Raw genomic sequence first — 21929 nt, forward strand, 5'->3', positions numbered from 1 at the left:
CCGGTGCGACCCGCGGGCACCCCCGTCCGACAAGGGTCCGGCCCGGTGGGCTTGCGGCGCGGACCTGGCAGCGCGGGGCGGGGGTTTCGGCGAGCGCCAGCTCGCCGCCGACCCGCGCGGTCTCCGGCGGGAGCAGCGATCCGCGAGTGACACGGACCCGGGCAAACTCAAGCTCGAGGCGCACCACGACGGCGCCACCTGATCCCGAAAGGTCTCTAGATGCCGCTCCAGACGGCGTCGGCTCCTGAGTCGCCGGTCAGGAAGACGTAGACGCCGGTGACGCCGGCCAGGATGATCACCGCGGCGCCGAGCACCCAGGTCAGCCAGAGTGGCACGCCGCCTGCGGTGCCGCGGCCGCTCGTCAGGCCGTTGGTGACGAAGACGAGCAGCAGTGTGCCGGCACCGAGGCCGAGGCTAAACCAGAAGGTCAGATCGCCGTACCCCTGGTGGTCGTTGACCTTGTCGAGGATCTCCTGGCCGTAGTTGGCGGCGACGAGCCGCTCCTCCAGCCGCTCTCCGGACTTCCGGGCCACGAACGCCGCGGCCGGTCCGGCGATCGCGAGCAGCGCGGCGGCCCAGCCGATCCGCAACCGCACGCGAGGGACCAAGGTGTAGACCACCGCGGCAAGCCCCAGCAGTGGGATGAAGACCACCGCGGCGTGCACCACGAGGGGATGCGTCGGCAGGCCCATGATCTCGTCGAACACGAGTCCTCCTTCAGGGATCCACGTAACCGCGAGATCATCGTACGATTTGTCCGTCTCGCGGATGTGGCCCCTTGTCAGTGGGGTTACGCGGACAGAGTCGAGGCGGTTCATCCAGGTTCCGCCTGCCTTGCTGGTGACGAATCCACGTGCTGTTATTGCTAGATGCACGGCGAGGAGCTATTGCGGTCGCGTGGCCTGCGGGTAACGCGACCGCGGCTCGCGGTGCTCGATGTGCTGGCCGGCGGTGGCCATCTGGAGGTCGACGAGATCGCTCGTCGAGTGCGCACCCGTCTCGACTCGGTCTCCACCCAGGCCGTCTACGACGTGCTCGGCGCGCTTTCCCGCGCCGGCCTGGCCCGCCGTCTCGAGCCCGCTGGCAGCCCCGCCCGCTACGAGGCCCGCGCCGGTGACAACCACCACCACGTGGTCTGCCGCGGCTGTGGCGAGGTGGCCGACATCGACTGCGCCGTGGGCGAGGCGCCCTGCCTCGACCCCCACGTCTCGCACGGCTTCCAGATCGACGAGGCCGAGGTGACGTACTGGGGCCTGTGCCCGATCTGCCAGGCTCGCAAGGCCGATGACATCTGAGGATCTCGGCCTCTTCGGTCCCGATTCGGTGAGCTGGCGCGTGCACGAGGAGCCGATCCTCTTCGTCGGCGGCCTGCGCTCGCTCTACCTCCAGGCCCTGCATCCCCTGGCGGTCGCCGCCGTGGTGCAAAACTCCGACTACAAGGCCGACCCGTGGGGCCGGCTGGTGCGCACCTCGCAGTACGTGGGCACCACCATCTACGGCACCACCGCCCAGGCCGAGGCCGCCGGCCGCCGGGTGCGCGCGCTGCACGCGCGGCTGCGCGCCACGGACCCGCGCACCGGCGCCGAGTTTCGGGTCGACGAGCCCGACCTGCTGCGGTGGGTGCACGTGGCCGAGGTCGAGTCGTTCGTCTCCACGGCCCGCCGCGCCGGCGTGCGCCTGACCGCGGCCGAGGTCGACGCCTACTACACCGAGCAGCGCCGCGTCGCCGCACTGGTCGGCCTCGACCCCGCCACCGTGCCCGGCACGGCCGCCGAGGTGGCCGAGTACTACGAGCGGGTCCGTCCCGAGCTGGGCATGAGCAAGGCGGCGGCGGAGACGTTCTTCTTCCTCAGCCACCCGCCGCTCCCCTGGCGCCTGGGCCTCACACCGGTGCGCCTGGCCTACATGGGTATCGCCGCCACCGCCTTCTCGCTGCTGCCGCCGTGGGCCCGCCGCATGTACGGCGCACTGGGCCTCCCCCTGGCCGACGTCTCCGCCGGTGTATCCGTGCGCGGCCTACGCCTGCTCGTGGCCACCCTGCCCAAGCGCTACCGCACCGGCCCGATCTACAAGCAAGCCATGGAGCGCGCCGCCCGCCGGGCCGTCGACTCCGTCCCCGGCTAAATCGTTGGACGCGCCGGGCCGCCCGCGGCGATCGTGGGCGTATGCGCCAAGAGGAGATCTGGGACGTCGAGGCCGCCGAGAGCTATGACACGCCAGGTCGCGGCATGTTCGCACCCGAGGTGCTCGGCCCGACCGTAGACCGCCTGGTCGCCCTGGCCGACGGCGGGTCCGCGCTGGAGTTTGCCATCGGCACCGGCCGGGTGGGCATCCCCCTCGCCGAGCGGGGCGTGCCCGTCACCGGCATCGAGCTGTCGCGCCCGATGGTCGAGCGCCTCCGCGCCAAAGTGGACGAAGCGACGCTCCCGGTCATCATCGGCGACATGAGCACGACGGTCGCCCCCGGCGATTACACGCTGGTCTACCTGGTCTTCAACACGATCTCCAACCTGCTCGAACAGGCCGAGCAGGTCGCCTGCTTCCGCAACGCCGCCCGCCACCTCACACCCGGTGGCCGGTTCGTCATCGAGCTGTGGGTGCCCGAGCTGCGCAAGCTCCCGCCGGGTCAGCAGGCCGTGGTGTGGCACACCGAGGCGGGCTACATCGGCCTGGACACCTACGACGTGCTCCGCCAGCACGTCGTCTCGCACCACTTTCACTTCGGCGAGGGCAAGGAGGCGCGACTAGGCCGCAGCCCGCACCGTTACATCTGGCCGGCCGAGCTCGACCTCATGGCCCAGATGGCCGGGTTTGAGCTGGAGAGCCGGCACGCCGACTGGTCCGGCGCCGACTTCACCGCCGACTCCCGATCACACGTCTCCGTCTACCGCCTCCCGCCGACGCCCTCGACGCCGGCCACGGTCTAGAGGCCTTTCGGCTTCGGCCGCTAAGCCCTATCCAGAGACCTTTCGGAGTCGGGGTGGCTTCGACCCCCTATTTAGACAGAGATTTGAGCTACCGCGGCGTCCGTCGTGGTCCAGACCGCTGCTCCCGCGGCCTCACCCGTCCGCCGTTGGCCACGCTCACCCTGCGCGCAACCGGCCGGGAGGAAAGGGGGCGTGGTGACGGAGCTCGCGCCGGGCGGTGGCCGGCGTTTGTCCAGAATGTCTGTTCCCGGATCGGCGATCCGGGAATGCAATGGGGTCGTCGTCGCCGCGTGTAACCGCCGCTACCCCGACTCCGAAAGCTCTCTAGAGCGAGCTACCGCGACGTCCGGTCGTGGTCAAGACCGCTGCTCCCGTGGCCTCACCCATCGGCCGGGGGTGGGGTGAGCACGCGGTCGACGGCGGCCCAGGGGTCCTTGGCCGGTGCCTCGACGCCCGCCGGGCAGCTCTTGCGGAAGTCGCACCAGGTGCAGATCGGGCCGGGTGTCGTCGGGAACGCCGCGTCGGGGTCTGCCCCGTCGGCGACCGCGCGCTCGGCGGCCACGATGTCGCGGGCGGTGTCTTCGGCGCGGGTGACCTGGCGGGCCAGCGACTCCGGCGTGTGCTCGTGTGCCGCGACCGTGCCGGACGGGAGGTGGTGCAGCTCGACCCGGCGGCAGGGGCGGCGGAAGACCCGCTCGGCCGCGTACGCGTACAGCGCGAGCGCCTGGGAGCCTCGGGCGTCGTCGGCGTCGAGGCCCGAGCGGCCGGTCTTGTAGTCGACGATCGCCAGCTCGGGTCCGTCGGGACCGGTGCGGGAGTCGATGCGGTCGGCGCGGCCGTTGAAGGCCAGCACCGCGGTCTTTACCGCCACGACCCGCTCGACGCCGAGTGGCTCGACGGCCGGGTCGAGGGTCTCCACATAGGACTCTAGCCACTCCAGCGCCCGCCGGTATGCCGTGCGCTCCTGCGCCTCGTCGCGGTAGCCCTCGCGCACCCAGGTGCCCTTGAGCAGGGTGGGCAGCGCCTCGGGGCGGCGGCGGTCGGCGGGCAGGGCGAACCAGTTTCGCAAGGCGGTGTGCACGCTCGCGCCCAGCGAATTGTGCGCCCACGGCGGGCCCTTGGGCGGCGTCGGACGGTCAACGTAGGAGTATCGGTAGCGGCGCGGGCAATCCTCGTAAGAGCCCAGCTTGCTGGGCGTGCAGACGAAGAGCCGCTCCGGCATGCCCTCGAAGCCGAGCTGCTCCGGCACCGGCCGCCCGGCGCCGCGCGTGCGCGGGGTCGCGGAAGTCACCCCACGATCCTCCCACTGGCGTACGACAATCGGCGGCTTCACCCGCCGTTCGTGTACTCCCGCACGAAAGCGGCCACCGCGTCGGCGATCAACTGCACGGCGATGGCGGCCAGCAGCAGGCCGGCGATCCTGGTCAGCACCTCGATGCCGCTCGGGCGGAGCACCTTCACGATCCCGCCCGAGAAACGCAGCGCCAGCCAGACCGCGGCCATCGCCGCGACGATGCCGACCGCGACCGCGACGTGGTCGGCCACGCCGTCGGCCCGCTGGACGAAGAGCATCGTCGCCACGATCGCGCCGGGGCCGGCGAGCAGCGGCGTACCCAGCGGCACCAGCGCGATGTTGGAGGTGACCTGCTGGTTGGGGTCGCCGGTACGGCCGGTGAGCAGCTCCAACGCGATAAGGATCAGCAGCAGGCCGCCGGCGCCCTGCAACGCGGGCAGGTCGACGTGGAGGTAGTCGAGGAGCGTCTGGCCCGCCACCGCGAAGACTACGATCACGCCGAACGCGAGCGCGACGGCCTGCGTGCCGGCCCGGTTGCGCTCCCGCGCGGAAAGGGTGCCGGTGAGCGCGAGGTAGATCGGCACCATGCCCGGCGGATCCATGATCACGAGGAGCGTGACAAAAACCTCGCCGAACAGCTTGAGATCCACAAGGTCACGCTAGAGGACTGATCATGCTCCGAGGACGGGTACACCCGAGGCGGCCGCCACGATCGCCTCGTACACGGCGGGCTCCGTCGTGTACGCGCCGAGCTTGACCTGCTTGTGCGTGCCGTGGAAGTCGGACGAGCCGGTCACCACCAGCCCCAGCTCGGTGGCGAGCCCGCGCACGTGCTCGCGCTCGGCGGGCGAGTGTGCCTCGTGGTCGGCCTCCAAACCGAAGAGGCCGGCCGCGGCCAGGTCCACGATCAGCGAGTCGGGCACCACCTTGCCGCGCTTGGTGGCCTTCGGGTGGGCGAAGACCGGCACGCCACCGGCCGCGCGCACCAGCCGCACCGCCTCGAACACGTCGGTGTCCTCTTTGGGCACCCGGTAGCGCTCGCCCAGCCACCGATCCTCGAACGCCTCGTCGGTGTCGGCCACCAAACCGGCCCGGATCAGCGCCCGCGCGATGTGCGGCCGCCCGACGGTGCCGCCGGCGGCGTACCCGTGCACCTCGTCCCAGGTCACGTCGACCCCGTCGGCCCGCAACAGCTCGACGATGCGCTGAGCCCGCTCCACGCGGCCGCGCCGCACCCGGGCCAGCTCGGCCACCAAGGCTGGTGCGGTGGGGTCGAAAAGGTACGCAAGCAGGTGCAGCGGGATGGCCGGCACCTGCCCGTACCACCGGCAGGACAGCTCGGCCCCGCGCACCAGCACGAGGCCGGCGGGCCGGGCCTGCTCGGCGGGCGCCCAACCGGCCGTCGTGTCGTGGTCGGTGATGGCCAGCACGTCGAGGCCGGCCTCCGCGCCGGCGGCGACCAGCTCGGCGGGGGTGAGGGTGCCATCGCTGGCGGTGGTGTGTGCGTGCAGGTCGATGCGCATCAGACAAGCATGGGGTCCACCACGAGCAGGCGGTCGTTGCCGTCGGCGCCGGGCACCGGCACCTCTTCGACCTGCGGCTTCTTTCCCGCCTTGACGCGCATGAGGTCGCCCTCGCGGGAGACGTGCACAAGCGTGTCGCGGCCGGCCCAGGCGGCCTGGTCGCTCAGCGCGGGACCGGCGTCGGCCGCGCTGGCCTTGCCGTTGAAGGCGACGCGCAGGTCGACGAGCCGCGCCCGGCCGGCGCCGGCGGCCACCAGCCAGTGACCGTCGGGCGAGACCGTGCCGGCGCCACGCGGGTTGAGCTGAAGGGCGCAGGCCGTCTTGAGCACGGTCAGCGCGTTGACCGCGTCGAGGAGCGCGAGGCACGGGCGGTCGCCCGCCTCGGCGGAGACCTGGCCGACGACCGTGCGGCCGTCGGGCAACGGCCCGTAGATCTCGGAGGTGCCCGCCGTCCACACCGGGGTGTACAGCGTGTCCTGGCGCGGCCACCACACGTCGAACCCGTTTCGCGAAGCGCCGGAGGCCGAGCGCTCCATGAGCACGCCCTGCCCCACGAAGCTCACCGGCCGCCCTTCCAACGGCGCGGCCGTCTGCGTGGCGTCTTTGAGGGCGCCCTGCTCGACGACGGCGCTGAAGAGGCGGGCGCTGTCGCGCCAGGCGACCCGGCGGCCGTCGGGAGCCACCGCCACCGCGTCGACCGCGGGAAGCACCTGGATCGAGGAGCCGTCGGGCGCCACGTACCAGAGGGTGGCGCCGCCAGCGGGCGGGACACCGACGACGAGCCAGCCCTTGTTTGTCTCGTGTGCCCGCGTCACGGTGCCGATCTGGGGCAGCGTGATCGCGGTGCCGCTCGACGTACGCAGCTGGGTGGAGACGACAAGGTCGACCGGCACGTCGACGGCGGACATCGGGTCGCTGTCGAGGCTGCCCATGGGAGCCGGCACGGCGGTGGTCGGCTCGACCGCGGGCAGCGACTGGTTGATCTCCGGATCGGGGTCGGCCACCCAGGCGGGCCCCTGGTAGCGCCCCTCCTCAGGGTTGAGCCGGACCACGCCGACGGTGGCGACGGCTGTCGCGGCGACGAGCAGGACGGTGCCCGCGACGGAGCGACGCCGGCTGATGCGACGCCCCTTGCGGATCGCCTGCCCGCCGGGGTCGTGCCCGCCCACCGCCTGCCCCGGGGCGGCGGCACGCGAAAGCGTCTCCCGAAGTGCCTGCTCCAGATCGTCCGATGCCACGCCCATTGGACGCCTTGGCGACGGCCGCAGGTTGTCCGGCTCGCCCATCGTCACCCGCGCTCCAGACCGGCGGCGGGTGCCGGGATCGGCGGAATCGGCAGGACCGGTGCCGGCCGCACGCGGGTGGGTGCGGGCTTGGGCTCCGGCGCGGGGCCGGCTGGCCCGCGCTTTGCCCGGGCGTCGCCCTGGACGCCGGCTTCCGCAGCCTCCGGCGCGAGGCCGGCGGCACCAAGACGCTGGCGCAGCGTGTGCAGGGCGCGCGAGGTCTGGCTCTTGACCGTGCCGGTGGAGATGTCGAGCAGCGCGGCGGTCTGCGCCTCGGTCATGTCTTCGTAGAAGCGCAGGACCAGCACCGCGCGCTGGCGGGCCGGCAGCGCCTTGACGTGCCGCCACAGCGCGTCGCGCTCAAGCTGCTCGTCGATCTGGTCGGGGGCGGCCCGCTCGGGCAGGATCTCGGTGGGCCGCTCGCCGTGCCACCGCCGCCGCCACCAGCTCGTGGCGGTGTTGACCAGCACGCGTCGCGCGTACGGCTCGACGGCCTCGATCTCACCCAGCCGCTTCCACGCCAGGTAGGTCTTGGTGAGGGCGGTCTGTAGGAGATCTTCGGCCGTGGCCCAGTCACCGGCCAGCAGGTAAGCCGTGCGCAGCAGGGCAGCGGAGCGAGCCGCGACGAACTCGCGGAACTCCTCCTCCATTTCCTGCCTGGCGGCCGACACCATCGCCTCCCCATGACATGTGTCCTCCCGAAGGTTGTCACAGCCTTTGGGCAAGGAACATGGCACGGACGGCCAAACCAGCGTTAGGCCCCGTCGTCGGCCTTGATGTCTTCCGCGTCTTTACCGAGGCGCGCCTCGACCGCCTGCGGCTCGTACATCTCCTCGACCACGCGAAGATAGAGCTCATTGGGGTTGGGCAGGTGTTTGACCTCGCGGAGCGCCTGATCTTGGCCGGCCGACTCGAGCACGAACGTGCCGTAGTTGAGCATGCGGCCGAGCGGGGACTGCTCGTATTTCATGTCGGTGACGCGCAGCAACGGCATCATGCCGACTTTGCGGGTGATGATGCCGTTGACCACCATGACGCGCTTGTTGGTCAGGATGAACCGGTCGAAATACCAGTCGCCGACCTGCCACGCCACCCAGCCCATGACGCCGAACCAGACGATGACGGCGGCGGTGGTGAGGCCGCGGACATCCTGGCGGGCGAGGAAGCCGGAGAGGTAGCCGAGCGCGAAGGTCGCGGCGGTGCCGATCAGCAGCGGCGTGGTCAGGTGGATCCAGTGCCGCTTCCACTCCCCGCGGTAACGCTCCGTAGGGAAGAGGTATCGGGCGACCAGCGAGCTCGGCTCGTCTTCGAGCGGGAGCACGCGCCGCGGCCCGATCGGCATGCCCGCGGCGTCGGTGCGCAGGCCGGCCAGCTCGTCTTCGGAAAACTCGGGAGGCAGGTAGCCACCGCGCCCGTCGTCGTGGGCATAGCTGGCATTTTCGGAGTAGGCCGGGCCGTCCGAATAGGAAGGGCCGGTCGAGAAGGCGGCGTCATCGCTGTAGCCCGGGCCCTCGTCGCCCCGCGGCATGCGGGGAATGGGCTCCGTATCCCGCTGGCGGTGGGATCGGTCGGGCTCGTCAGGGTCGTCGGGGGGTCCGCCCGGTGCACTGCCCATGGACAGCTATGCGATCAGGCTCGTGACGAAGTCGCCAAGCCCCCGCCCGATGTCGCCAACCGTGCTGCCCAGAGACTGGAACACGTCGGCCGCGGAATCCGGCCGGTAGGCGATGAAGAAGAGCAGGAACGCGATGCCGCCCCAGGTGAGGATCTTCTTGACCATTGCGGGCCGTCCCTCCGCACTCCAGCCGAGCCGGTGCCGGCAGTACCCAGAGTATACAAGTGAGCGTCTTTACGTGTTCGGTTCAATCACTGGAAAACGCATTCACGCTCTCCCGTGCAAGTACGGCGACGGCGCGCCATACACGAGCTCGGGCGGCAGCCACTCAGAGAGGTCGTGCACGACGACATGCTCCGCGAGGAGGTAACCCGCACTCGCCGGCCAGGCTATCGCATACAGCCACATTCCCCTGGCTTCTCCGGCATAGGCGCTCCGATCCGTCGGCGACTTCACAGACCACAGTGGAGTCGGATGACCGCCCACTTTGATCTTTGCGTGCGGTCCACCGTGGTCACCCGCGGGCGGGCCCGCGTCGCCCAGCGCGTCGGCGATGAGCGCGCCCGGATCGAGCCCGGGCAAACCGCCGAACCTGTTGCCCAGACCGACGCCCGGCTCCTCGGCCACGAACACGAGGTCGGCCGGACCGCCGCGCAGCGGGGACGGACCGCTGCATGCCACGGCGGTGGCGCGCACGCCGGTGCGGTCGTCGCCGGCCCACGCCACGCCGGTCATCATCCAGCCCTGCTGGAGCGGCCAGGGGCACCACACCGGCACGGCCGGGCGACCGGTCGCCACCTGGGCTTTTTCGACCGCGGCCAGGACGCTCGCCACGATGTCCGCGCTGACGTGCTCGGCGACGTGGAGCGGCGGCACCGGGCCGTCGTCGTCGCAGCGCCACTCGGTGTGCATCAGGTCAGGCGGTCGCACCGGACCGCCACATCTAGGGCAACTCACCGCAACGCCCACCTCACTACGGTGCGGGCCTTGCCGCCTCCCCGTCAAGGCCTTCCGGCGGCGGCCCGGCGTGCGCGCGAATCCACGCGTGCATGGCGATCCCGCTGGCGACGCCCGCGTTGATCGAACGGGTCGACCCGTACTGCGCGATGGAAAAGACCTGGTCGCAGGCGCCCCGCGCGATGTCGGAGAGGCCCGGGCCCTCCTGCCCGAACAGCAGCGCGCAGCGCCGCGGCAGCGTCACCGCCTCCATCGGGTGAGCGCCCGGCAGGTTGTCGATGCCCACCACCGGCAAGTCGTGCGCGTGCGCCCAGGCGACGAACTCCTCGATCGTCTCGTGGTGGCGCACGTGCTGGTAACGGTCGGTCACCATCGCACCCCGGCGATTCCACCGGCGGCGGCCCACGATGTGCACCTCCGCCGCGAGGAAAGCGTTCGCGTTGCGCACCACCGTGCCGATGTTGAGGTCGTGCTGCCAGTTTTCGATCGCCACGTGGAAGTCGTGCCGCCGCTGGTCCAGGTCGGCCACGACCGCCTCGCGCCGCCAGTACCGATAGCGGTCGACGACGTTGCGCCGGTCGCCGTGCGCGAGCAGCTCCGGGTCGAGGCGCGGATCGGCCGGCCAATCGCCCGGCCACGGTCCGACCCCGACCTCGAGCTCATCACCACTCACGGTCATCAGAGGGTACGGGCTGCCGGCACCCCGCCGCGAAGCGGTGCTCAGGCGAGGGCCAGGGCGACCGCCAGGTCGTCGAGGAACCGCCGCTCCGCGGCGCTCACCTGCTCGCCGCCCAGCCCGAGCACCCCACCCGAGCGGGCCGCGCCGCAGACCCGGGCGGCCACGGACTGCACCCACTGGCGGTATGCCGCCGAGTCGGCCGGGTCGGCCCGCGCGGCAAGCACACCTGTCGCCCGCTGGCAGGCCTCCAGCACCTCGGCGAGGCCGGCGGCCCGGTCGGTGAACTCTTCGGCGGCGGGCCGGTCGTCGTCGGCCTCGGCGTAGATGGCGGACACCACGGCTCGGACCAGATCACTGTCGAACGCCCGCCCGGCGGCGATCGCGTCGAGGCCGGCGAGGCCCTCGGCGACCGTGCGGCGTGGGCCGTCCGGCTCGGCGGACGTGGCTGCCACGATCACCCGCGCGGGCAGGTGGGTGAGCAGCTCCCACTCACCCGGCGGGAACGCCATCGCGGCGACCTGGCCGCCGATACGCTCGCGAGCTTGCGAGCGGGCCATTGGGCTCAGCGATGACTCACCGCGCAGGCCGCGCGCTCCCGCGGCCGTGGGTGTCGGGTCTCCGGAAGCGGATTGGCTCGGCATAGCGACCTCCCGAGGTCAGCATATGCCCAGTTTGCGGCAATGCGCGGCTTGCCGCACGAGCTTGCGTGTCGGTGTTCAGCCCTTTGGTTCGGGGAAGCTGGGCCGCTCCGGATCCGCGCCGGCGAGCACCGCGGCGGCCGTGTACTCCTTCTTCGGCACCATGACCCGCCGGCGGAACACGCACACCAGCGTGCCGTCCTGCTTGTAGCCCTTCGTCTCCACGGACACCACGCCACGGTCGGACTTCGAGGTCGACTCGCGCTTGTCCAGCACGGTCGTCTCGCCGTAGATGGTGTCGCCGTGGAAGGTGGGCGCGACGTGGCGCAGCGACTCGACCTCGAGGTTGGCGATGGCCTTGCCGCTCACGTCGGCGACGGACATGCCCAGGAGCAGGGAGTAGATGTAGTTGCCGACCACGACGTTGCGCTTGAAGTGCGTGGACGTCTCGGCGTAGTGGGCGTCCAGGTGCAGCGGGTGGTGGTTCATCGTGAGCAGGCAGAACAGGTGGTCGTCGTACTCCGTGACGGTCTTGCCCGGCCAGTGCCGGTAAACCGCGCCGACCTCGAACTCCTCGTAGTACCGGCCGAACCGCATCCACGCCCTCCCTCACGCCTACCGCGTAGAGCAAGGATGCCTTATCGATGGTTAAGCCGGGGGTCGAGGGTAGAACACCGGAAAACTGACCCCGGACGCAATGAGCGGCGGGGCCCTCCCCGGCACCCGCCGCCCACGCTTGTGCAGTTGATTTTGCCGTGCAACTCGCACTGGAGAAAGGTTTCAGGGCGAGACGGAGGTCACAGTTACCTTTTTGTGACATTACAGTCGGTGAGAGTCGAACGACTTGTGACCTACCGTTACCGATCTTCAAGGCCGGCGGCGGCCAGCACGGACGAGGTTTTCACTGTTTCGGGCAGGTAAACTGGTGGAATCGCTCCCATCACCATGGGTAATTGGCCAGTCATCGCTGTTGGTCACTGTTTCGACGCTCGCCGTAGGGGCACCGTGAGAGTGCTGGTGAGGCCCGCCACGCCACGCCCGGTGTCCGGTTCGTCGGGAATGCTGACCGGCCTCGTTAGGTTTCAGTACGCGTAGGTGAAACCCCGTGATCGGAGAGATCAAATGGCGACCGTTGAGCTGACCACGGCGAACTTCGACGAGGTGACCAGCCAGGACGGCACCGTACTGGTCGACTTCTGGGCCAGCTGGTGCGGTCCTTGTGTCCGCTTCGCGCCGATCTACGAGCGCTCGTCGGAAAAGCACCAGGACATCGTGTTCGGCAAGGTCGACACCGAGGCGCAGCAGGAGCTGGCCGCCAAGTTCGACATCCGGTCCATCCCGACCATCATGGCCATCCGCGACGGCGTGATCGTGTTCGCGCAGCCCGGCGCGCTGCCGGAGTCGGCGCTCGAGTCGCTCATCGAGCAGGTGCAGGCGCTCGACATGGAAGACGTCCGCAAGAAGCTCGCCGCCCACAACCACTGACGTAGACCCGCCGCGGAGGGCGCCCCTCACCGTTGAGGGGCGCCCTCGCTATCTGACGTGCTCCTCGTACGCGGCGATGGTGTCGGCGAGGATCTCGGCACCCGGACGGGCCCAGAGGTCGGCGTGGAAGACCTCGACCTCGACCGGCCCGGTGTAGCCGGCGGCATCGACCGCCTCGCGAAAGCGCCGCAGCTCGATGCACCCCTCTCCCGGCAGCCCGCGGCCCAGCAGCACGCCCTCGGGCAGCGGGGTGATCCAGTCGGCCGCCTGGAAGCAGGCGATCCGCCCCTCCCGCCCGGCCCGCTCGATCTGCGCCCACACCGTGTCGTCCCACCACACGTGGTAGGTGTCGACGACCACGCCGACCGCCTCGGCCGGGTAGGGCGCGGCGAGGTCGAGCGCCTGGCCGAGGGTCGACACCACGCACCGGTCCGAGGCGAACATCGGGTGCAGCGGCTCGATCGCGAGCTGAACCCCCGCGTCCTGAGCGACCGGCACCAGGCTGCCGATCGCCTCACCGACGTGGCGGCGGGCCGCGTCGATGTCACGGCCACCGGGCGGCAGCCCGCCCGATACCAGCACCAGCACGGGCGCCCCGAGCCTATGCGCCTCCGCGACGGCGCGACTGTTCTCCTCGTACCAATGGGGGGTTTGGAAGAAACCCCCGCGGCACAGTGAGGTGACCTCGAGCCCGGCGTCTCTCACGAGCGCCGCGGTCTTCTCCAGGCCGAACTCCGCGACCTGCTCGCGCCACAGCCCCACGCGCGTGACGCCGGCCTCGACACACCCGGCCACCAGGTCGGGGATCGGCCACCGGTTGGCCGTCGCCTGGTTGAACGAGAAGCGCGTCACAGCTCTGGGATCTCGATGCGGCGGCCTTCGCGGGCGGAGCGCAGGCCCAGCTCGGCCAGCTGGACGCCGCGGGCGCCGGCCCACAGATCCCACGTGTACGGCGCGTCGTCGACCACGTGCCGCAGGAACAGCTCCCACTGCGCCTTGAAGCCGTTGTCGAACTCCTCGTTGTCCGGCACGACCTGCCACTGTGCGCGGAAGTCTTCGGTGGCGGGCAGGTCAGGGTTCCACACCGGCTTGGGCGTGCTGGCGCGGTGCTGGATGCGGCAGTTACGCAAGCCGGCGACCGCGCTCCCCTCGGTGCCGTCGACCTGAAACTCCACAAGCTCGTCGCGGTAGACCCGCACGGCCCACGAGGAGTTGATCTGCGCGACGATGCCGCCCTCGATCTCGAAGATGCCGTACGCCGCGTCGTCGGCGGTCGCCTCGTATCCCTCGCCGGCCTCGTCCCACCGCCGGCCGATGTGTGTGGTGACGTGCGCGCTGACCGCGCTGACCCGGCCGAAGATCTGCTCCAGCACGTAGTGCCAGTGCGGAAACATGTCCACTGTGATCCCACCGCCGTCGGCGGCCCGGTAGTTCCACGAAGGACGCTGGGCGGTCTGCCAGTCGCCCTCGAAGACCCAGTAGCCGAACTCGCCACGCACGGACAGGATGCGGCCGAAGAAGCCGCCCTCCACCAGGCGGGCCAGCTTGCGCAGGCCGGGCAGGAAGAGCTTGTCCTGCACGACGCCGTGCTTGATGCCGGCGCCGTCGGCCAGGCGGGCCAGGTCGACGGCGGTGGTCAGGTCTTCGGCGATCGGCTTTTCGGTGTAGATGTGCTTGCCCGCGTCGATCGCGGCGCGCAGCGCCTTCTCCCGCTGGGCGGTCACCTGGGAGTCGAAGTAGACCTCGACGTCGGGGCGGGCCAGCGCGGCCGTCAGGTCGGTGGTCCAGTCGGTGAGCCCGTGCCGGTCGGCGATCTCCCGGAGCTTGGTCTCGCTCCGGCCCACGAGCACCGGCTCCGGCCACAGCCGGGTGCCGTCGCGCAACGGCAGGCCGCCCTGCTCGCGGATCGCCAGCAGCGACCGCACCAGATGCTGCCGATATCCCATCCGGCCGGTCACGCCGTTGAGCGCGATGCCGATCGTCCTGCGGGCCATGGAAGGTCCAATCGTTCTAAGGTAAGCGCTTTCCTCGATCACGGTACTGGCGGTCGCTGTTGCGCTGCAAGGCCTTTCCTATATATGGGCAGGTCCACGGTATTCTCAGTCGGCAAATAAACCTGGGTGCCGTGGGCTGGCGCCGGTGCGCGTGGGTCGGAGGTCTCAGATGGCGACGCTTGCCGATGTGGCGCGGCGTGCGGGCGTTTCGCCGGCCACCGCGTCACGGATCATCAACGGCAGCTCAAAGCCGGTCACCGACGCGCTCCGCGAGCGGGTGCTGGCCGCCGTCGAGGAGCTTCAGTACGTGCCGAACGCGCACGCCCAGCTCCTGGCGCGCTCGCACCGCACCGCGATCGGCGTGATCGTGCACGACGTCTCCGACCCGTACTTCGCGGAGATCACCCGCGGCCTCCAGCGGGTCGCCACCGCGCACGGCCGGCTCGTCATCATCTGCAACAGCTACCGCGACCCGGTCAAGGAGCTGGAGTACGTCGAGCTGCTCCGCGCCCACCAAGTCGCCGCGATCGTGCTCGCCGGCTCCGGCTACCACGACGAAGACTTCACGAAGGCACTCGACGGCAAGCTCCGGGTGTACGAGAGCACGGGCGGCCGGGTGGCGGTGATCGGCCGGCACGAGCACGCCGGCGACGCGGTCGTGCCCGACAACGAGATGGGCGGCTACCTGCTGGCCAGCCACCTCTACGAGCTCGGCCACGAGCGGATCGGCGTGATCGCCGGCCCCAAGCAGCTCACCACCACGACCGACCGCCTCGCCGGCCTGCGCCGGGCCGCCCGCGAGCACGGCCACAAGCTGCCGGCGACCCGCGTGGCGTACGCCGACTTCGACCGCACGAGCGGTGCCGAGGCGGCCGCCGCGCTCCTGGATGCCGAGCCTGACCTCACCGCCATGGCCGCGCTCAACGACTCGATGGCCATCGGCGCGCTGTCGCTGCTGCGCTCGCGCGGCATCGCGGTGCCCGAGCGGGTGAGCGTCATCGGCTTCGACGACATGCCGATCGCCCGCGACGTGACGCCGGCGCTGACCACCGTGCGGCTGCCGCTCGTCGACATGGGCGCGCGGGCGATGACACTCGCTCTGGAGGAGCCGGCCGATCACACGGCGCCCCGGATCGAGCAGGTCGGCGCCGAGTTGGTCCGCCGCGACAGCACCGGCGCGCCACGCCCGTAATTGCTTGCACTGGACTCGTACGCATGTTCGAATAGACTGCATGCGCTGGGACAACCTGTCGGCTCCCCCCGACGGAGAGGTCCCTGACGGGCCAGCGCCAGCGGCTCCACCCCTGCCGCTGGCGCTGCCCGGCGCGGTGGCCCGCACGTTCGACACGCCGGGCTTCGCCGGCATGACCTTCTACGAGGTGCAGGCCAAGAGCATCATCAACAAGGTGCCGGCGTCGTCCCGCATGTCGTTCCTGTGGACGATCAATCCGTATCGCGGATGCGGCCACGCGTGCAGCTACTGCTTCGCCCGCGGCACGCACACCTACCTCGATCTCGACGCGGGCCACGACTTCGACACCAAGGTCGTGGTGAAGGTCAACGCGGGCGAGCTCGTGCGGCGCGAGCTCGCCGCGCCAAAGTGGCGGGGCGAGCACATCGCGATGGGCACCAACGTCGACCCGTACCAGCGGGCCGAGGGGCGATACCAGTTGATGCCGAGGATCCTGTCGGCGCTGCGCGACTTCGCCAACCCGTTCTCGATCCTCACCAAGGGCACGCTGATCCTGCGCGACCTGCCCCTGCTCCGGCAGGCCGCCGAGGTGACGCAGGTCGGCGTCGCGATGTCGGTGGGCTTCGTCGACGAGCGGATGTGGCGGTCGGTCGAGTCGGGCACGCCAAGCCCGCGACGCCGGCTCGACGCGGTGCGCACGCTGACCGACGCGGGCTTTCGGGTGAGTGTGCTGATGGCGCCGATCCTGCCCGGCCTCACCGACACCGACGACTCGATCGAGGCGACGGTGGCGGCGATCGCGGCCTCCGGCGCGGCCAGCGTCACGCCGATCCCGCTGCACCTGCGGCCCGGCGCCCGCGAGTGGTACGCGTCGTGGTTGACCCGCGAGTTTCCGGCTCTCGCCCCGCACTACCGCCGGCTGTACGGGCGGGGTTCCTACCTGCCGAAGGAGTACCAGCGGGAGGTGACCGCGCGGGTGCGCATTGCCGCGCGGCGGCACGGCCTCGACCGCGCCGAGCCGGGCGATGCCCGCCAGACCGAGTCGCCCCCGCCCCCACCCGAGCCGGAGCAGTTAACCCTTCTGTAGTTCGAACCTGCTCTACTTCGGAGCGTGCCTCCGCTGGATGAGCTTCTCGCCGCGGTACGAGCTCGGGTAAACCGATACGTCAACAGCGGCGATGCCGAAGACGTGCTCGACCCGGCCGGTGTGCGTGACGCGCGGGCGCTGCTGGCGATGACCGACGAGACCAGGGACGCCGGCGCGTGGATCCACGCGTACCACGCGGCCGGGCTGCTGCACCACGCCCGCGACGTCGCCAGGCCGGGCGGCGACGACCGCGAGGTGGCCGAGTCGCTGCTCGGCCCGGTGTACGACTGGGTGCCCGACCTGGCCGAGCAGATACGCAAGCTTGCCGAGGTGCCGCGCCAGCCGCTGCGGCTCACCCCGCGGACGATCGCCGTCTTCTCGTTCTCCGGATCGCCGCTCGACGAGATCGACGGGGTGATCACCGCGACCCGGCACGCGATCCGCGAGTGCCGGGACTGGTCGGAGAGCCTGGCGTTCCGGATGAACCTCGCGGAGGCACAGCACCTCCGCTTCGGCCGCAGCGGTGACCTCGCCGACCTCACCGAGGCGATCACGACCGCCCGTGCGGTGATCGCGGAGACGGCGGCGTTCGACCCCAGGTACACCAACCGGCTCAGCACGCTCGGCGGCTTCCTCCAGGCACGCTTCGTGTCCACTATGGACACTGAAGACCTCGACGCGTCGATCCGGTCGTACCAGACGGCGCTGGCGGCCGCGCCCGGCGACCACGAAGACCGCCCGATGTACCTGTGCAACCTCGGGCAGACCCGGCTCTTGCGGTACGCGTACGTGTCGCAGGATCCCGCCGAGTTGGACGCGGCGCTAACGGAGATCAAGACCTCGGTGGACACGACCGCGCCGGACGACCCCGCCCTCGGCACCCGGCTGAGCGCACTGCACCAGGCACACCGCGGCCGCTACGAGGTCACCGGCGACGAAGCCGACCTGGCGGCGGCGCTGCGCGCGGCCCACGCGGCGGTCGAGGCGACCGCGCCCGATCACATGGACTACCTCGAGCGGATCCTCGACGTCGGCGCGATCCACCTGGCCCGATACGAGCGGACCGGCGACGAGGGAGACGCCACCGCGGCGACCGAGATCGCGCGGAGCATCCTGCGCGCGGCACCACCGGATCACCCGCTCCACGGGCTGGCCGCCGACGTGCTCGACCGCGCCCGCGGTCGCGCCCCGAACGCCTGATCGATCGCGAGCTATCGTCGGACCGTGCGCACCCCTCAGCAGATCCTGGCGGAATCCGCGGTCATCGCGGTGGTCGGGGCGTCCCGCGACCCCGAAAAGCCGGCACACACCGTGCCGCTCCAGATACAACGCCACGGCTGGCGGATCATCCCGGTCAACCCGTACGCGGACGAGCTGTTCGGCGAGAAGGTGTACCGGTCACTGGCGGACATCCCGGAGAAGGTCGATCTCGTCGACGTGTTTCGCCCGGCCGACGACGCGGTCGAGGTGGTCCGGGAGGCGGTCGCCGTCGGTGCGCTGGCGGTGTGGCTCCAGCTCGACATCGTCTCGCCCGAGGCGCGGCGGATCGCCACGGATGCCGGCATCGACTACGTGGAGGATCGCTGCATCGCGGTCGAGCGCGCCGTGGGCAATCTCACCCGCCACCCGGCCGCCTGAGTGGCGCCGGCGTCGCACAAAACCGGACTCGCGCCGGACGAAAGGTTTCCATACCCTGCCAAGCATGACCGTCCCGGCGAACCCACCACCCGGTCCGGAGCTCACGTGACCCGACACGTCCGTGAGGATCTGACCACCAGCGTGAGCAACGTCCAGGCCACGGCGCTGCTTCTGGGCATCGGCGCGTTCGCGCTGCGGGTGATCGTGGAGTTCGGCATCGAGCCGATGTCGTGGCGGCTGAGCTTCATGCCGGCGTTCGCGGTCTACGCGGCCGGCGCGGTGACGGCACTGGCCGTTCCCCTGCTGGCCTTCACCCGCCTGTGTCCGCGGCCGCGACCGGCCCCGCGGGCGCTGTTGCTCGCCATGGACCATGGCCGGCCGGCGTTCGTGACGCCGACGTCGCCATGGATGGTGGGGCCGTTCGTCATCATGCTGATGTTTCTGGCCGGCAACGGCCTGGCGACCGAGCGCGCGCCCGACGGTGAGGTGAGCATCTCGGCGGCCGGCTGGGTGCAGACGTTCGTGACCGTAGCGGTGATCTTCACGGTCGCGGGTTGGACGCTCTTCCGCGGACCGCGCGTGGAGCTGCGACCGGGCGGGCTGCTCGTGCGCACCGTGCGCACCCGGCTCGTGCGCTGGGAGTCGGTGCTTGCGAGCGGGCCACCGGCACCGGTGGAAAAGCCGCGCCAGATCTCGATCCTGGTCCGCCGGCGGCCCCCGGACTACGGCGCTTTCGTGGTACGCATCATGCACCGCTGGCTCGCCGTCGATGCCGCTTTCCTCGCCGGCGCGATCCGCCACTACGTCGACAATCCCCAGCACAGGGCCGATATCGGCACCCGCCAAGAGCTTGATCGCCTGGTCACCGTCCTGGATCTCTAGACAAGGTATCGATCGAGTTTCGGACACCAGAGTGGTGTATCGGCCCCCATCTGTGCCGTAGGTACATGTAAGACTCTTCGGGTGACGTTTCCGCCCCTCGACGAGCCGTCGCAGCAGCGACGCGCGGTTGTCTACGGGCGGGGAAACCAGGCGTCCGCGCACTACCGGCCGCTTCGCAAGGGCCGGCCGGTGCCCGAGCCCGCGGCCGACTCGGCCCCGACCGGTCGCGCCGCCAGGTTCGCCAACAAGCGGCGCTTCGTGCTCTTCGTGATGGCGTTGATCGTCGCGATCGCGGCTGGCACGGCGATCTTCGGCGTGGTGCTCGCCAACCCGGCGCATCAGGCGCAGTCGCCCGAGGTGCCCGCGCGCGTGGCGCCCGAGCCGGCGGTCCAGCCGCCACCGACGACGGGCCGAGGTGCGCCGGCCGAGCACGCGCCGCCGCCCGCCGGCAAGTCCGGGTCACCGCCGAGCACCGCGACGCCGCGCCGCAGCAGTGCCACCACCAAGCCGGCGGCGGATGCCGGCGGCGACGCGACAAAGCCCGCCCCGCCGTCGACGGCCTCGACGGTGTACTACCAGAACTGCAACAAGGCCGAACGGGCTGGCGCCGCGCCGCTCTACCCCGGCGATCCCGGCTACCGCGACAAGCTCGACAAGGACGGCAACGGCATCGCCTGCGACGAGAAAACGAAAGACAAGGGCTAGCACAGCGACGACTCGGGCTCCGTGGCCGGCCAAGCCCAAATTCCAAGATTTGAGCTACCGCGATGTCCGTCGTGGTCCATGCCGTTGCTCCCGCTGCCTCACCCATCCGCCGTTGGTCGCGCCCACCCACCGCTGCGTTCGACAGGCGCGGACGCGGGCAAATCAGCCGCCGCGACGGGCGTAACCCGCGGATCCAGAATCTCTTGAGAGCTTTCGCGGTCGGGGTGGGTGCGCTTGGCCACAATGCACGGTCAAATCCGAGACAGGACTTTTCCCAGGTCCATGTCAGCGGTAGACCGCATGCTCCCGCGGGCACCGCTCCCGGCCGGCGGCTCGCCCTGGCGAGCCGAGATCCCCGGCCGTCCACTGCCAGCTCCGCGCGACAAGCCCCACCACCGCCAGCATCCTGACACAGCGTCACCAGCTGCGGGGTCGGCCTTCGAGATCTAGAACGCTTAGGGTTGAAATAGCGCCCTAACTCTCCAAGATCTCGCACCGGACACCGTCCACGCCACCGCGGCGGTTACCCGCGGTGACAGCGCCTCTGTCCGGTCTGTTGCCCGTCGCTTCGGCATGGGGCATTGGGGACAAACGGACCACGCGCGGGGTGAGCGTGACCAGCGGCGGACGGGTGAGGCCGCGGGAAATGCACCCCAAGAAAACGCTCCGCTGCGCTCCACGTTTCCCCCGGGGGCCCCGCGCAGCGGTCGGGACCACGACGGAAATCGCGGTAGCCGAAATCTGCCTTTGAATCGAGCCCGAGACCGCGGCGACCCTGATCCCGAAAGGTCTCTAGGCGCGGTACTCCTTGAGCAGGCCGCGCGAGATGATCGTCTTCTGGATCTCCGAGGTGCCCTCGCCGATCAAGAGGAACGGCGCCTCGCGCATGAGCCGCTCGATCTCGTACTCCTTGGAGTAGCCGTAGCCGCCGTGGATGCGAAACGCCTCCTGCACCACCTCGGCGCAGTACTCCGACGCGAGCAGCTTGGCCATGCCGGCCTCGACGTCGTTGCGGGCGCCGGAGTCCTTGAGGCGAGCGGCGTTGACCATGAGGGCGTGCGCCGCCTCGATCTTCGTGCCCATCTCGGCGAGCTTGAACGCGATCGCCTGGTGGCCGGTCAGGGGTGTGCCGAAGGTCTGGCGCTGCTGGGCGTACGCGATCGCGAGCTCGAAGGCGCGGATGGAGATGCCGCAGGCGCGCGCCGCGACGTTGACCCGGCCGACTTCGATGCCGTCCATCATCTGGTAGAAGCCGCGGCCGACGCCGGCCTCGCCACCGAGCACAGTGGACGGTGGCACGCGCACGCCGTCGAGGATCATCTCGGTCGTCTCGACGCCCTTGTAGCCCATCTTCTCGATCTTCCCGGGGATGGTGAGCCCGGGCGCGGTCTCGCCGAAGCCCGGCTCCTTCTCCAGCAGGAAGGTCGTCATGTTGCCGTACACCGACTCCGCGCCGGTGTCGGTCTTGACCAGCGTGGCGACCACCGAGGAGTACGCGCCGTTGGTCAGCCACATCTTCTGTCCATTGAGGACATAGTCGGCGCCGTCGCGGATGGCCTTGGAGCGGATGGCCGCCACGTCCGAGCCGCACCCCGGCTCCGACATCGAGAACGCGCCGCGCACCTCGCCGGTCGCCATCCGGGGCAGCAGGCTGGCCTTCTGCTCGGGCGTGCCGTGCTGGGAGATCAGGTAGGCGACGATGAAGTGCGTGTTGACGATCCCGGAGATCGACATCCAGCCACGGGACAGCTCCTCGACCACGAGGGCGTACGTGAGCAGCGACTCGCCCAGCCCGCCGTGCTCCTCGGCGATGGTGAGCCCGAAGAGTCCCATCTCCCGCATGCCGTCGACGATGTCCGCCGGGTACTCGTCGGCGTGCTCCAGCCGCTGCGCGTGCGGGATGATCTCCTTGTCGGCGAACTCCCGCACGGTTTCCAGGATCGACCGCTGGACGTCGGTCAGACCGGGCGTCTGGGCGAGGCGGGCCATGGGTCCTCCCGGGTTCCTGTTCATTACCGGCAGGTAACTAA

At 70.6% G+C, this 21929-nt stretch carries 26 protein-coding genes; 11 read left to right on the top strand and 15 right to left on the bottom strand.

Annotated elements, in window-relative coordinates; all coding sequences use genetic code 11:
• On the top strand, positions 1-202 hold a 202-nt coding region (locus AC5L36_RS42820), incomplete at its 5' end, for a hypothetical protein (protein WP_494909801.1).
• Between the two features lie 13 nt (positions 203-215).
• Here AC5L36_RS42820 and AC5L36_RS42825 read toward each other — a convergent pair.
• The gene (locus tag AC5L36_RS42825) at positions 216-707 is read right to left on the bottom strand and encodes a DUF2231 domain-containing protein (RefSeq protein ID WP_441222026.1); all 492 of its coding nucleotides are present in this window, start codon (positions 705-707) and stop codon (positions 216-218) included.
• A 162-nt stretch (positions 708-869) separates the two neighbouring features.
• Between AC5L36_RS42825 and AC5L36_RS42830 the strand changes: the two genes are divergently transcribed.
• The 3 genes from AC5L36_RS42830 to AC5L36_RS42840 are packed head-to-tail and all read left to right on the top strand — an operon-like array spanning position 870 to position 2927.
• On the top strand, positions 870-1295 hold the full coding sequence (locus AC5L36_RS42830) for a Fur family transcriptional regulator (protein WP_441222024.1): 426 nt from the start codon (positions 870-872) through the stop codon (positions 1293-1295).
• Entirely contained in the window at positions 1285-2124 is an 840-nt protein-coding gene (locus tag AC5L36_RS42835; RefSeq protein WP_441222022.1) for an oxygenase MpaB family protein, read from the top strand. Before AC5L36_RS42830 ends, AC5L36_RS42835 begins: the two co-directional genes overlap by 11 nt.
• A 41-nt stretch (positions 2125-2165) precedes the next feature.
• On the top strand, positions 2166-2927 hold the full coding sequence (locus AC5L36_RS42840; RefSeq protein ID WP_441222012.1) for a class I SAM-dependent DNA methyltransferase: 762 nt from the start codon (positions 2166-2168) through the stop codon (positions 2925-2927).
• 379 nt (positions 2928-3306) lie between these two features.
• Here the strand turns inward: AC5L36_RS42840 and AC5L36_RS42845 are convergent, their stop codons facing one another.
• The 11 genes from AC5L36_RS42845 to AC5L36_RS42895 all read right to left on the bottom strand — a co-directional run bounded on the left by AC5L36_RS42845 (position 3307) and on the right by AC5L36_RS42895 (position 11513).
• Positions 3307-4149: a RecB family exonuclease gene (locus AC5L36_RS42845; protein WP_441222257.1), complete on the bottom strand. Its 843-nt coding sequence runs from the start codon at positions 4147-4149 to the stop codon at positions 3307-3309.
• Positions 4150-4256: 107 nt separating this feature from the next.
• On the bottom strand, positions 4257-4871 hold the full coding sequence (locus AC5L36_RS42850; protein WP_441222010.1) for a MarC family protein: 615 nt from the start codon (positions 4869-4871) through the stop codon (positions 4257-4259).
• A 21-nt stretch (positions 4872-4892) separates the two neighbouring features.
• Positions 4893-5744 (bottom strand): PHP domain-containing protein, encoded by an 852-nt coding sequence (locus tag AC5L36_RS42855; protein WP_441222008.1) that lies wholly within the window; start codon positions 5742-5744, stop codon positions 4893-4895.
• Entirely contained in the window at positions 5744-6982 is a 1239-nt protein-coding gene (locus tag AC5L36_RS42860) for a hypothetical protein (protein ID WP_441222006.1), read from the bottom strand. The genes AC5L36_RS42855 and AC5L36_RS42860 overlap by 1 nt, the downstream gene beginning before the upstream one ends.
• A gap of 50 nt (positions 6983-7032) precedes the next feature.
• On the bottom strand, positions 7033-7698 hold the full coding sequence (locus AC5L36_RS42865) for a SigE family RNA polymerase sigma factor (protein WP_441222004.1): 666 nt from the start codon (positions 7696-7698) through the stop codon (positions 7033-7035).
• Between the two features lie 83 nt (positions 7699-7781).
• Positions 7782-8642, bottom strand: coding sequence for a PH domain-containing protein (locus AC5L36_RS42870; protein ID WP_441222002.1), 861 nt, complete (start codon positions 8640-8642; stop codon positions 7782-7784).
• A gap of 6 nt (positions 8643-8648) precedes the next feature.
• Positions 8649-8807 (bottom strand): hypothetical protein, encoded by a 159-nt coding sequence (locus tag AC5L36_RS42875; protein WP_441222000.1) that lies wholly within the window; start codon positions 8805-8807, stop codon positions 8649-8651.
• Positions 8808-8909: 102 nt separating this feature from the next.
• Positions 8910-9611: a DUF6758 family protein gene (locus tag AC5L36_RS42880; RefSeq protein WP_494909806.1), complete on the bottom strand. Its 702-nt coding sequence runs from the start codon at positions 9609-9611 to the stop codon at positions 8910-8912.
• Positions 9612-9615: 4 nt separating this feature from the next.
• Complete coding sequence (locus tag AC5L36_RS42885) at positions 9616-10278, bottom strand: TrmH family RNA methyltransferase (RefSeq protein WP_441221996.1); 663 nt, start codon at positions 10276-10278, stop codon at positions 9616-9618.
• 41 nt (positions 10279-10319) lie between these two features.
• Positions 10320-10835: a hypothetical protein gene (locus tag AC5L36_RS42890; RefSeq protein WP_441221994.1), complete on the bottom strand. Its 516-nt coding sequence runs from the start codon at positions 10833-10835 to the stop codon at positions 10320-10322.
• Between the two features lie 159 nt (positions 10836-10994).
• Entirely contained in the window at positions 10995-11513 is a 519-nt protein-coding gene (locus tag AC5L36_RS42895; RefSeq protein ID WP_441221992.1) for a MaoC family dehydratase, read from the bottom strand.
• 525 nt (positions 11514-12038) lie between these two features.
• Between AC5L36_RS42895 and trxA the strand changes: the two genes are divergently transcribed.
• Positions 12039-12401: a thioredoxin gene (gene trxA, locus AC5L36_RS42900; RefSeq protein ID WP_441221990.1), complete on the top strand. Its 363-nt coding sequence runs from the start codon at positions 12039-12041 to the stop codon at positions 12399-12401.
• Between the two features lie 48 nt (positions 12402-12449).
• On the opposite strand, the gene AC5L36_RS42905 is transcribed toward trxA, so the two are convergent.
• Both AC5L36_RS42905 and AC5L36_RS42910 read right to left on the bottom strand, forming a co-directional pair.
• Entirely contained in the window at positions 12450-13253 is an 804-nt protein-coding gene (locus tag AC5L36_RS42905; protein WP_441221988.1) for a sugar phosphate isomerase/epimerase family protein, read from the bottom strand.
• Positions 13250-14395 (bottom strand): Gfo/Idh/MocA family protein, encoded by a 1146-nt coding sequence (locus AC5L36_RS42910; protein WP_441221987.1) that lies wholly within the window; start codon positions 14393-14395, stop codon positions 13250-13252. The genes AC5L36_RS42905 and AC5L36_RS42910 overlap by 4 nt, the downstream gene beginning before the upstream one ends.
• A 169-nt stretch (positions 14396-14564) precedes the next feature.
• Between AC5L36_RS42910 and AC5L36_RS42915 the strand changes: the two genes are divergently transcribed.
• The 6 genes from AC5L36_RS42915 (at position 14565) to AC5L36_RS42940 (ending at position 19899) form a co-directional block, all read left to right on the top strand.
• The gene (locus AC5L36_RS42915; RefSeq protein ID WP_441221985.1) at positions 14565-15587 is read left to right on the top strand and encodes a LacI family DNA-binding transcriptional regulator; all 1023 of its coding nucleotides are present in this window, start codon (positions 14565-14567) and stop codon (positions 15585-15587) included.
• Positions 15588-15627: 40 nt separating this feature from the next.
• Positions 15628-16674 carry an Rv2578c family radical SAM protein gene (locus tag AC5L36_RS42920; protein WP_441221983.1) on the top strand — a complete coding sequence of 349 codons (1047 nt, stop codon included), beginning with the start codon at positions 15628-15630 and terminating at the stop codon, positions 16672-16674.
• A gap of 24 nt (positions 16675-16698) precedes the next feature.
• Complete coding sequence (locus tag AC5L36_RS42925; protein WP_441221981.1) at positions 16699-17874, top strand: hypothetical protein; 1176 nt, start codon at positions 16699-16701, stop codon at positions 17872-17874.
• 24 nt (positions 17875-17898) lie between these two features.
• Positions 17899-18312 (top strand): CoA-binding protein, encoded by a 414-nt coding sequence (locus AC5L36_RS42930; protein ID WP_441221979.1) that lies wholly within the window; start codon positions 17899-17901, stop codon positions 18310-18312.
• 105 nt (positions 18313-18417) lie between these two features.
• Positions 18418-19194 (top strand): hypothetical protein, encoded by a 777-nt coding sequence (locus tag AC5L36_RS42935; RefSeq protein ID WP_441221977.1) that lies wholly within the window; start codon positions 18418-18420, stop codon positions 19192-19194.
• Between the two features lie 81 nt (positions 19195-19275).
• Positions 19276-19899 (top strand): excalibur calcium-binding domain-containing protein, encoded by a 624-nt coding sequence (locus AC5L36_RS42940; RefSeq protein WP_441221975.1) that lies wholly within the window; start codon positions 19276-19278, stop codon positions 19897-19899.
• A 792-nt stretch (positions 19900-20691) separates the two neighbouring features.
• Here AC5L36_RS42940 and AC5L36_RS42945 read toward each other — a convergent pair.
• Positions 20692-21888: an acyl-CoA dehydrogenase family protein gene (locus AC5L36_RS42945; protein WP_441221973.1), complete on the bottom strand. Its 1197-nt coding sequence runs from the start codon at positions 21886-21888 to the stop codon at positions 20692-20694.
• Between the last annotated feature and the right edge of the window lie 41 nt (positions 21889-21929).

Source organism: Phytohabitans sp. LZ39 (genome assembly GCF_059359075.1).

Excerpts from the sequence above, each read along its gene's own strand:
- AC5L36_RS42830 (WP_441222024.1), top strand. The coding sequence starts at position 870 with ATGCACGGCGAGGAGCTATTGCGGTCGCGTGGCCTGCGGGTAACGCGA.
- AC5L36_RS42835 (WP_441222022.1), top strand. The coding sequence starts at position 1,285 with ATGACATCTGAGGATCTCGGCCTCTTCGGTCCCGATTCGGTGAGCTGG.
- AC5L36_RS42840 (WP_441222012.1), top strand. The coding sequence starts at position 2,166 with ATGCGCCAAGAGGAGATCTGGGACGTCGAGGCCGCCGAGAGCTATGAC.
- AC5L36_RS42845 (WP_441222257.1), bottom strand. The coding sequence starts at position 4,149 with ATGCCGGAGCGGCTCTTCGTCTGCACGCCCAGCAAGCTGGGCTCTTAC.
- AC5L36_RS42855 (WP_441222008.1), bottom strand. The coding sequence starts at position 5,744 with ATGCGCATCGACCTGCACGCACACACCACCGCCAGCGATGGCACCCTC.
- AC5L36_RS42870 (WP_441222002.1), bottom strand. The coding sequence starts at position 8,642 with ATGGGCAGTGCACCGGGCGGACCCCCCGACGACCCTGACGAGCCCGAC.
- AC5L36_RS42875 (WP_441222000.1), bottom strand. The coding sequence starts at position 8,807 with ATGGTCAAGAAGATCCTCACCTGGGGCGGCATCGCGTTCCTGCTCTTC.
- AC5L36_RS42885 (WP_441221996.1), bottom strand. The coding sequence starts at position 10,278 with ATGACCGTGAGTGGTGATGAGCTCGAGGTCGGGGTCGGACCGTGGCCG.
- AC5L36_RS42890 (WP_441221994.1), bottom strand. The coding sequence starts at position 10,835 with ATGGCCCGCTCGCAAGCTCGCGAGCGTATCGGCGGCCAGGTCGCCGCG.
- AC5L36_RS42895 (WP_441221992.1), bottom strand. The coding sequence starts at position 11,513 with ATGCGGTTCGGCCGGTACTACGAGGAGTTCGAGGTCGGCGCGGTTTAC.
- trxA (WP_441221990.1), top strand. The coding sequence starts at position 12,039 with ATGGCGACCGTTGAGCTGACCACGGCGAACTTCGACGAGGTGACCAGC.
- AC5L36_RS42910 (WP_441221987.1), bottom strand. The coding sequence starts at position 14,395 with ATGGCCCGCAGGACGATCGGCATCGCGCTCAACGGCGTGACCGGCCGG.
- AC5L36_RS42915 (WP_441221985.1), top strand. The coding sequence starts at position 14,565 with ATGGCGACGCTTGCCGATGTGGCGCGGCGTGCGGGCGTTTCGCCGGCC.
- AC5L36_RS42920 (WP_441221983.1), top strand. The coding sequence starts at position 15,628 with ATGCGCTGGGACAACCTGTCGGCTCCCCCCGACGGAGAGGTCCCTGAC.
- AC5L36_RS42945 (WP_441221973.1), bottom strand. The coding sequence starts at position 21,888 with ATGGCCCGCCTCGCCCAGACGCCCGGTCTGACCGACGTCCAGCGGTCG.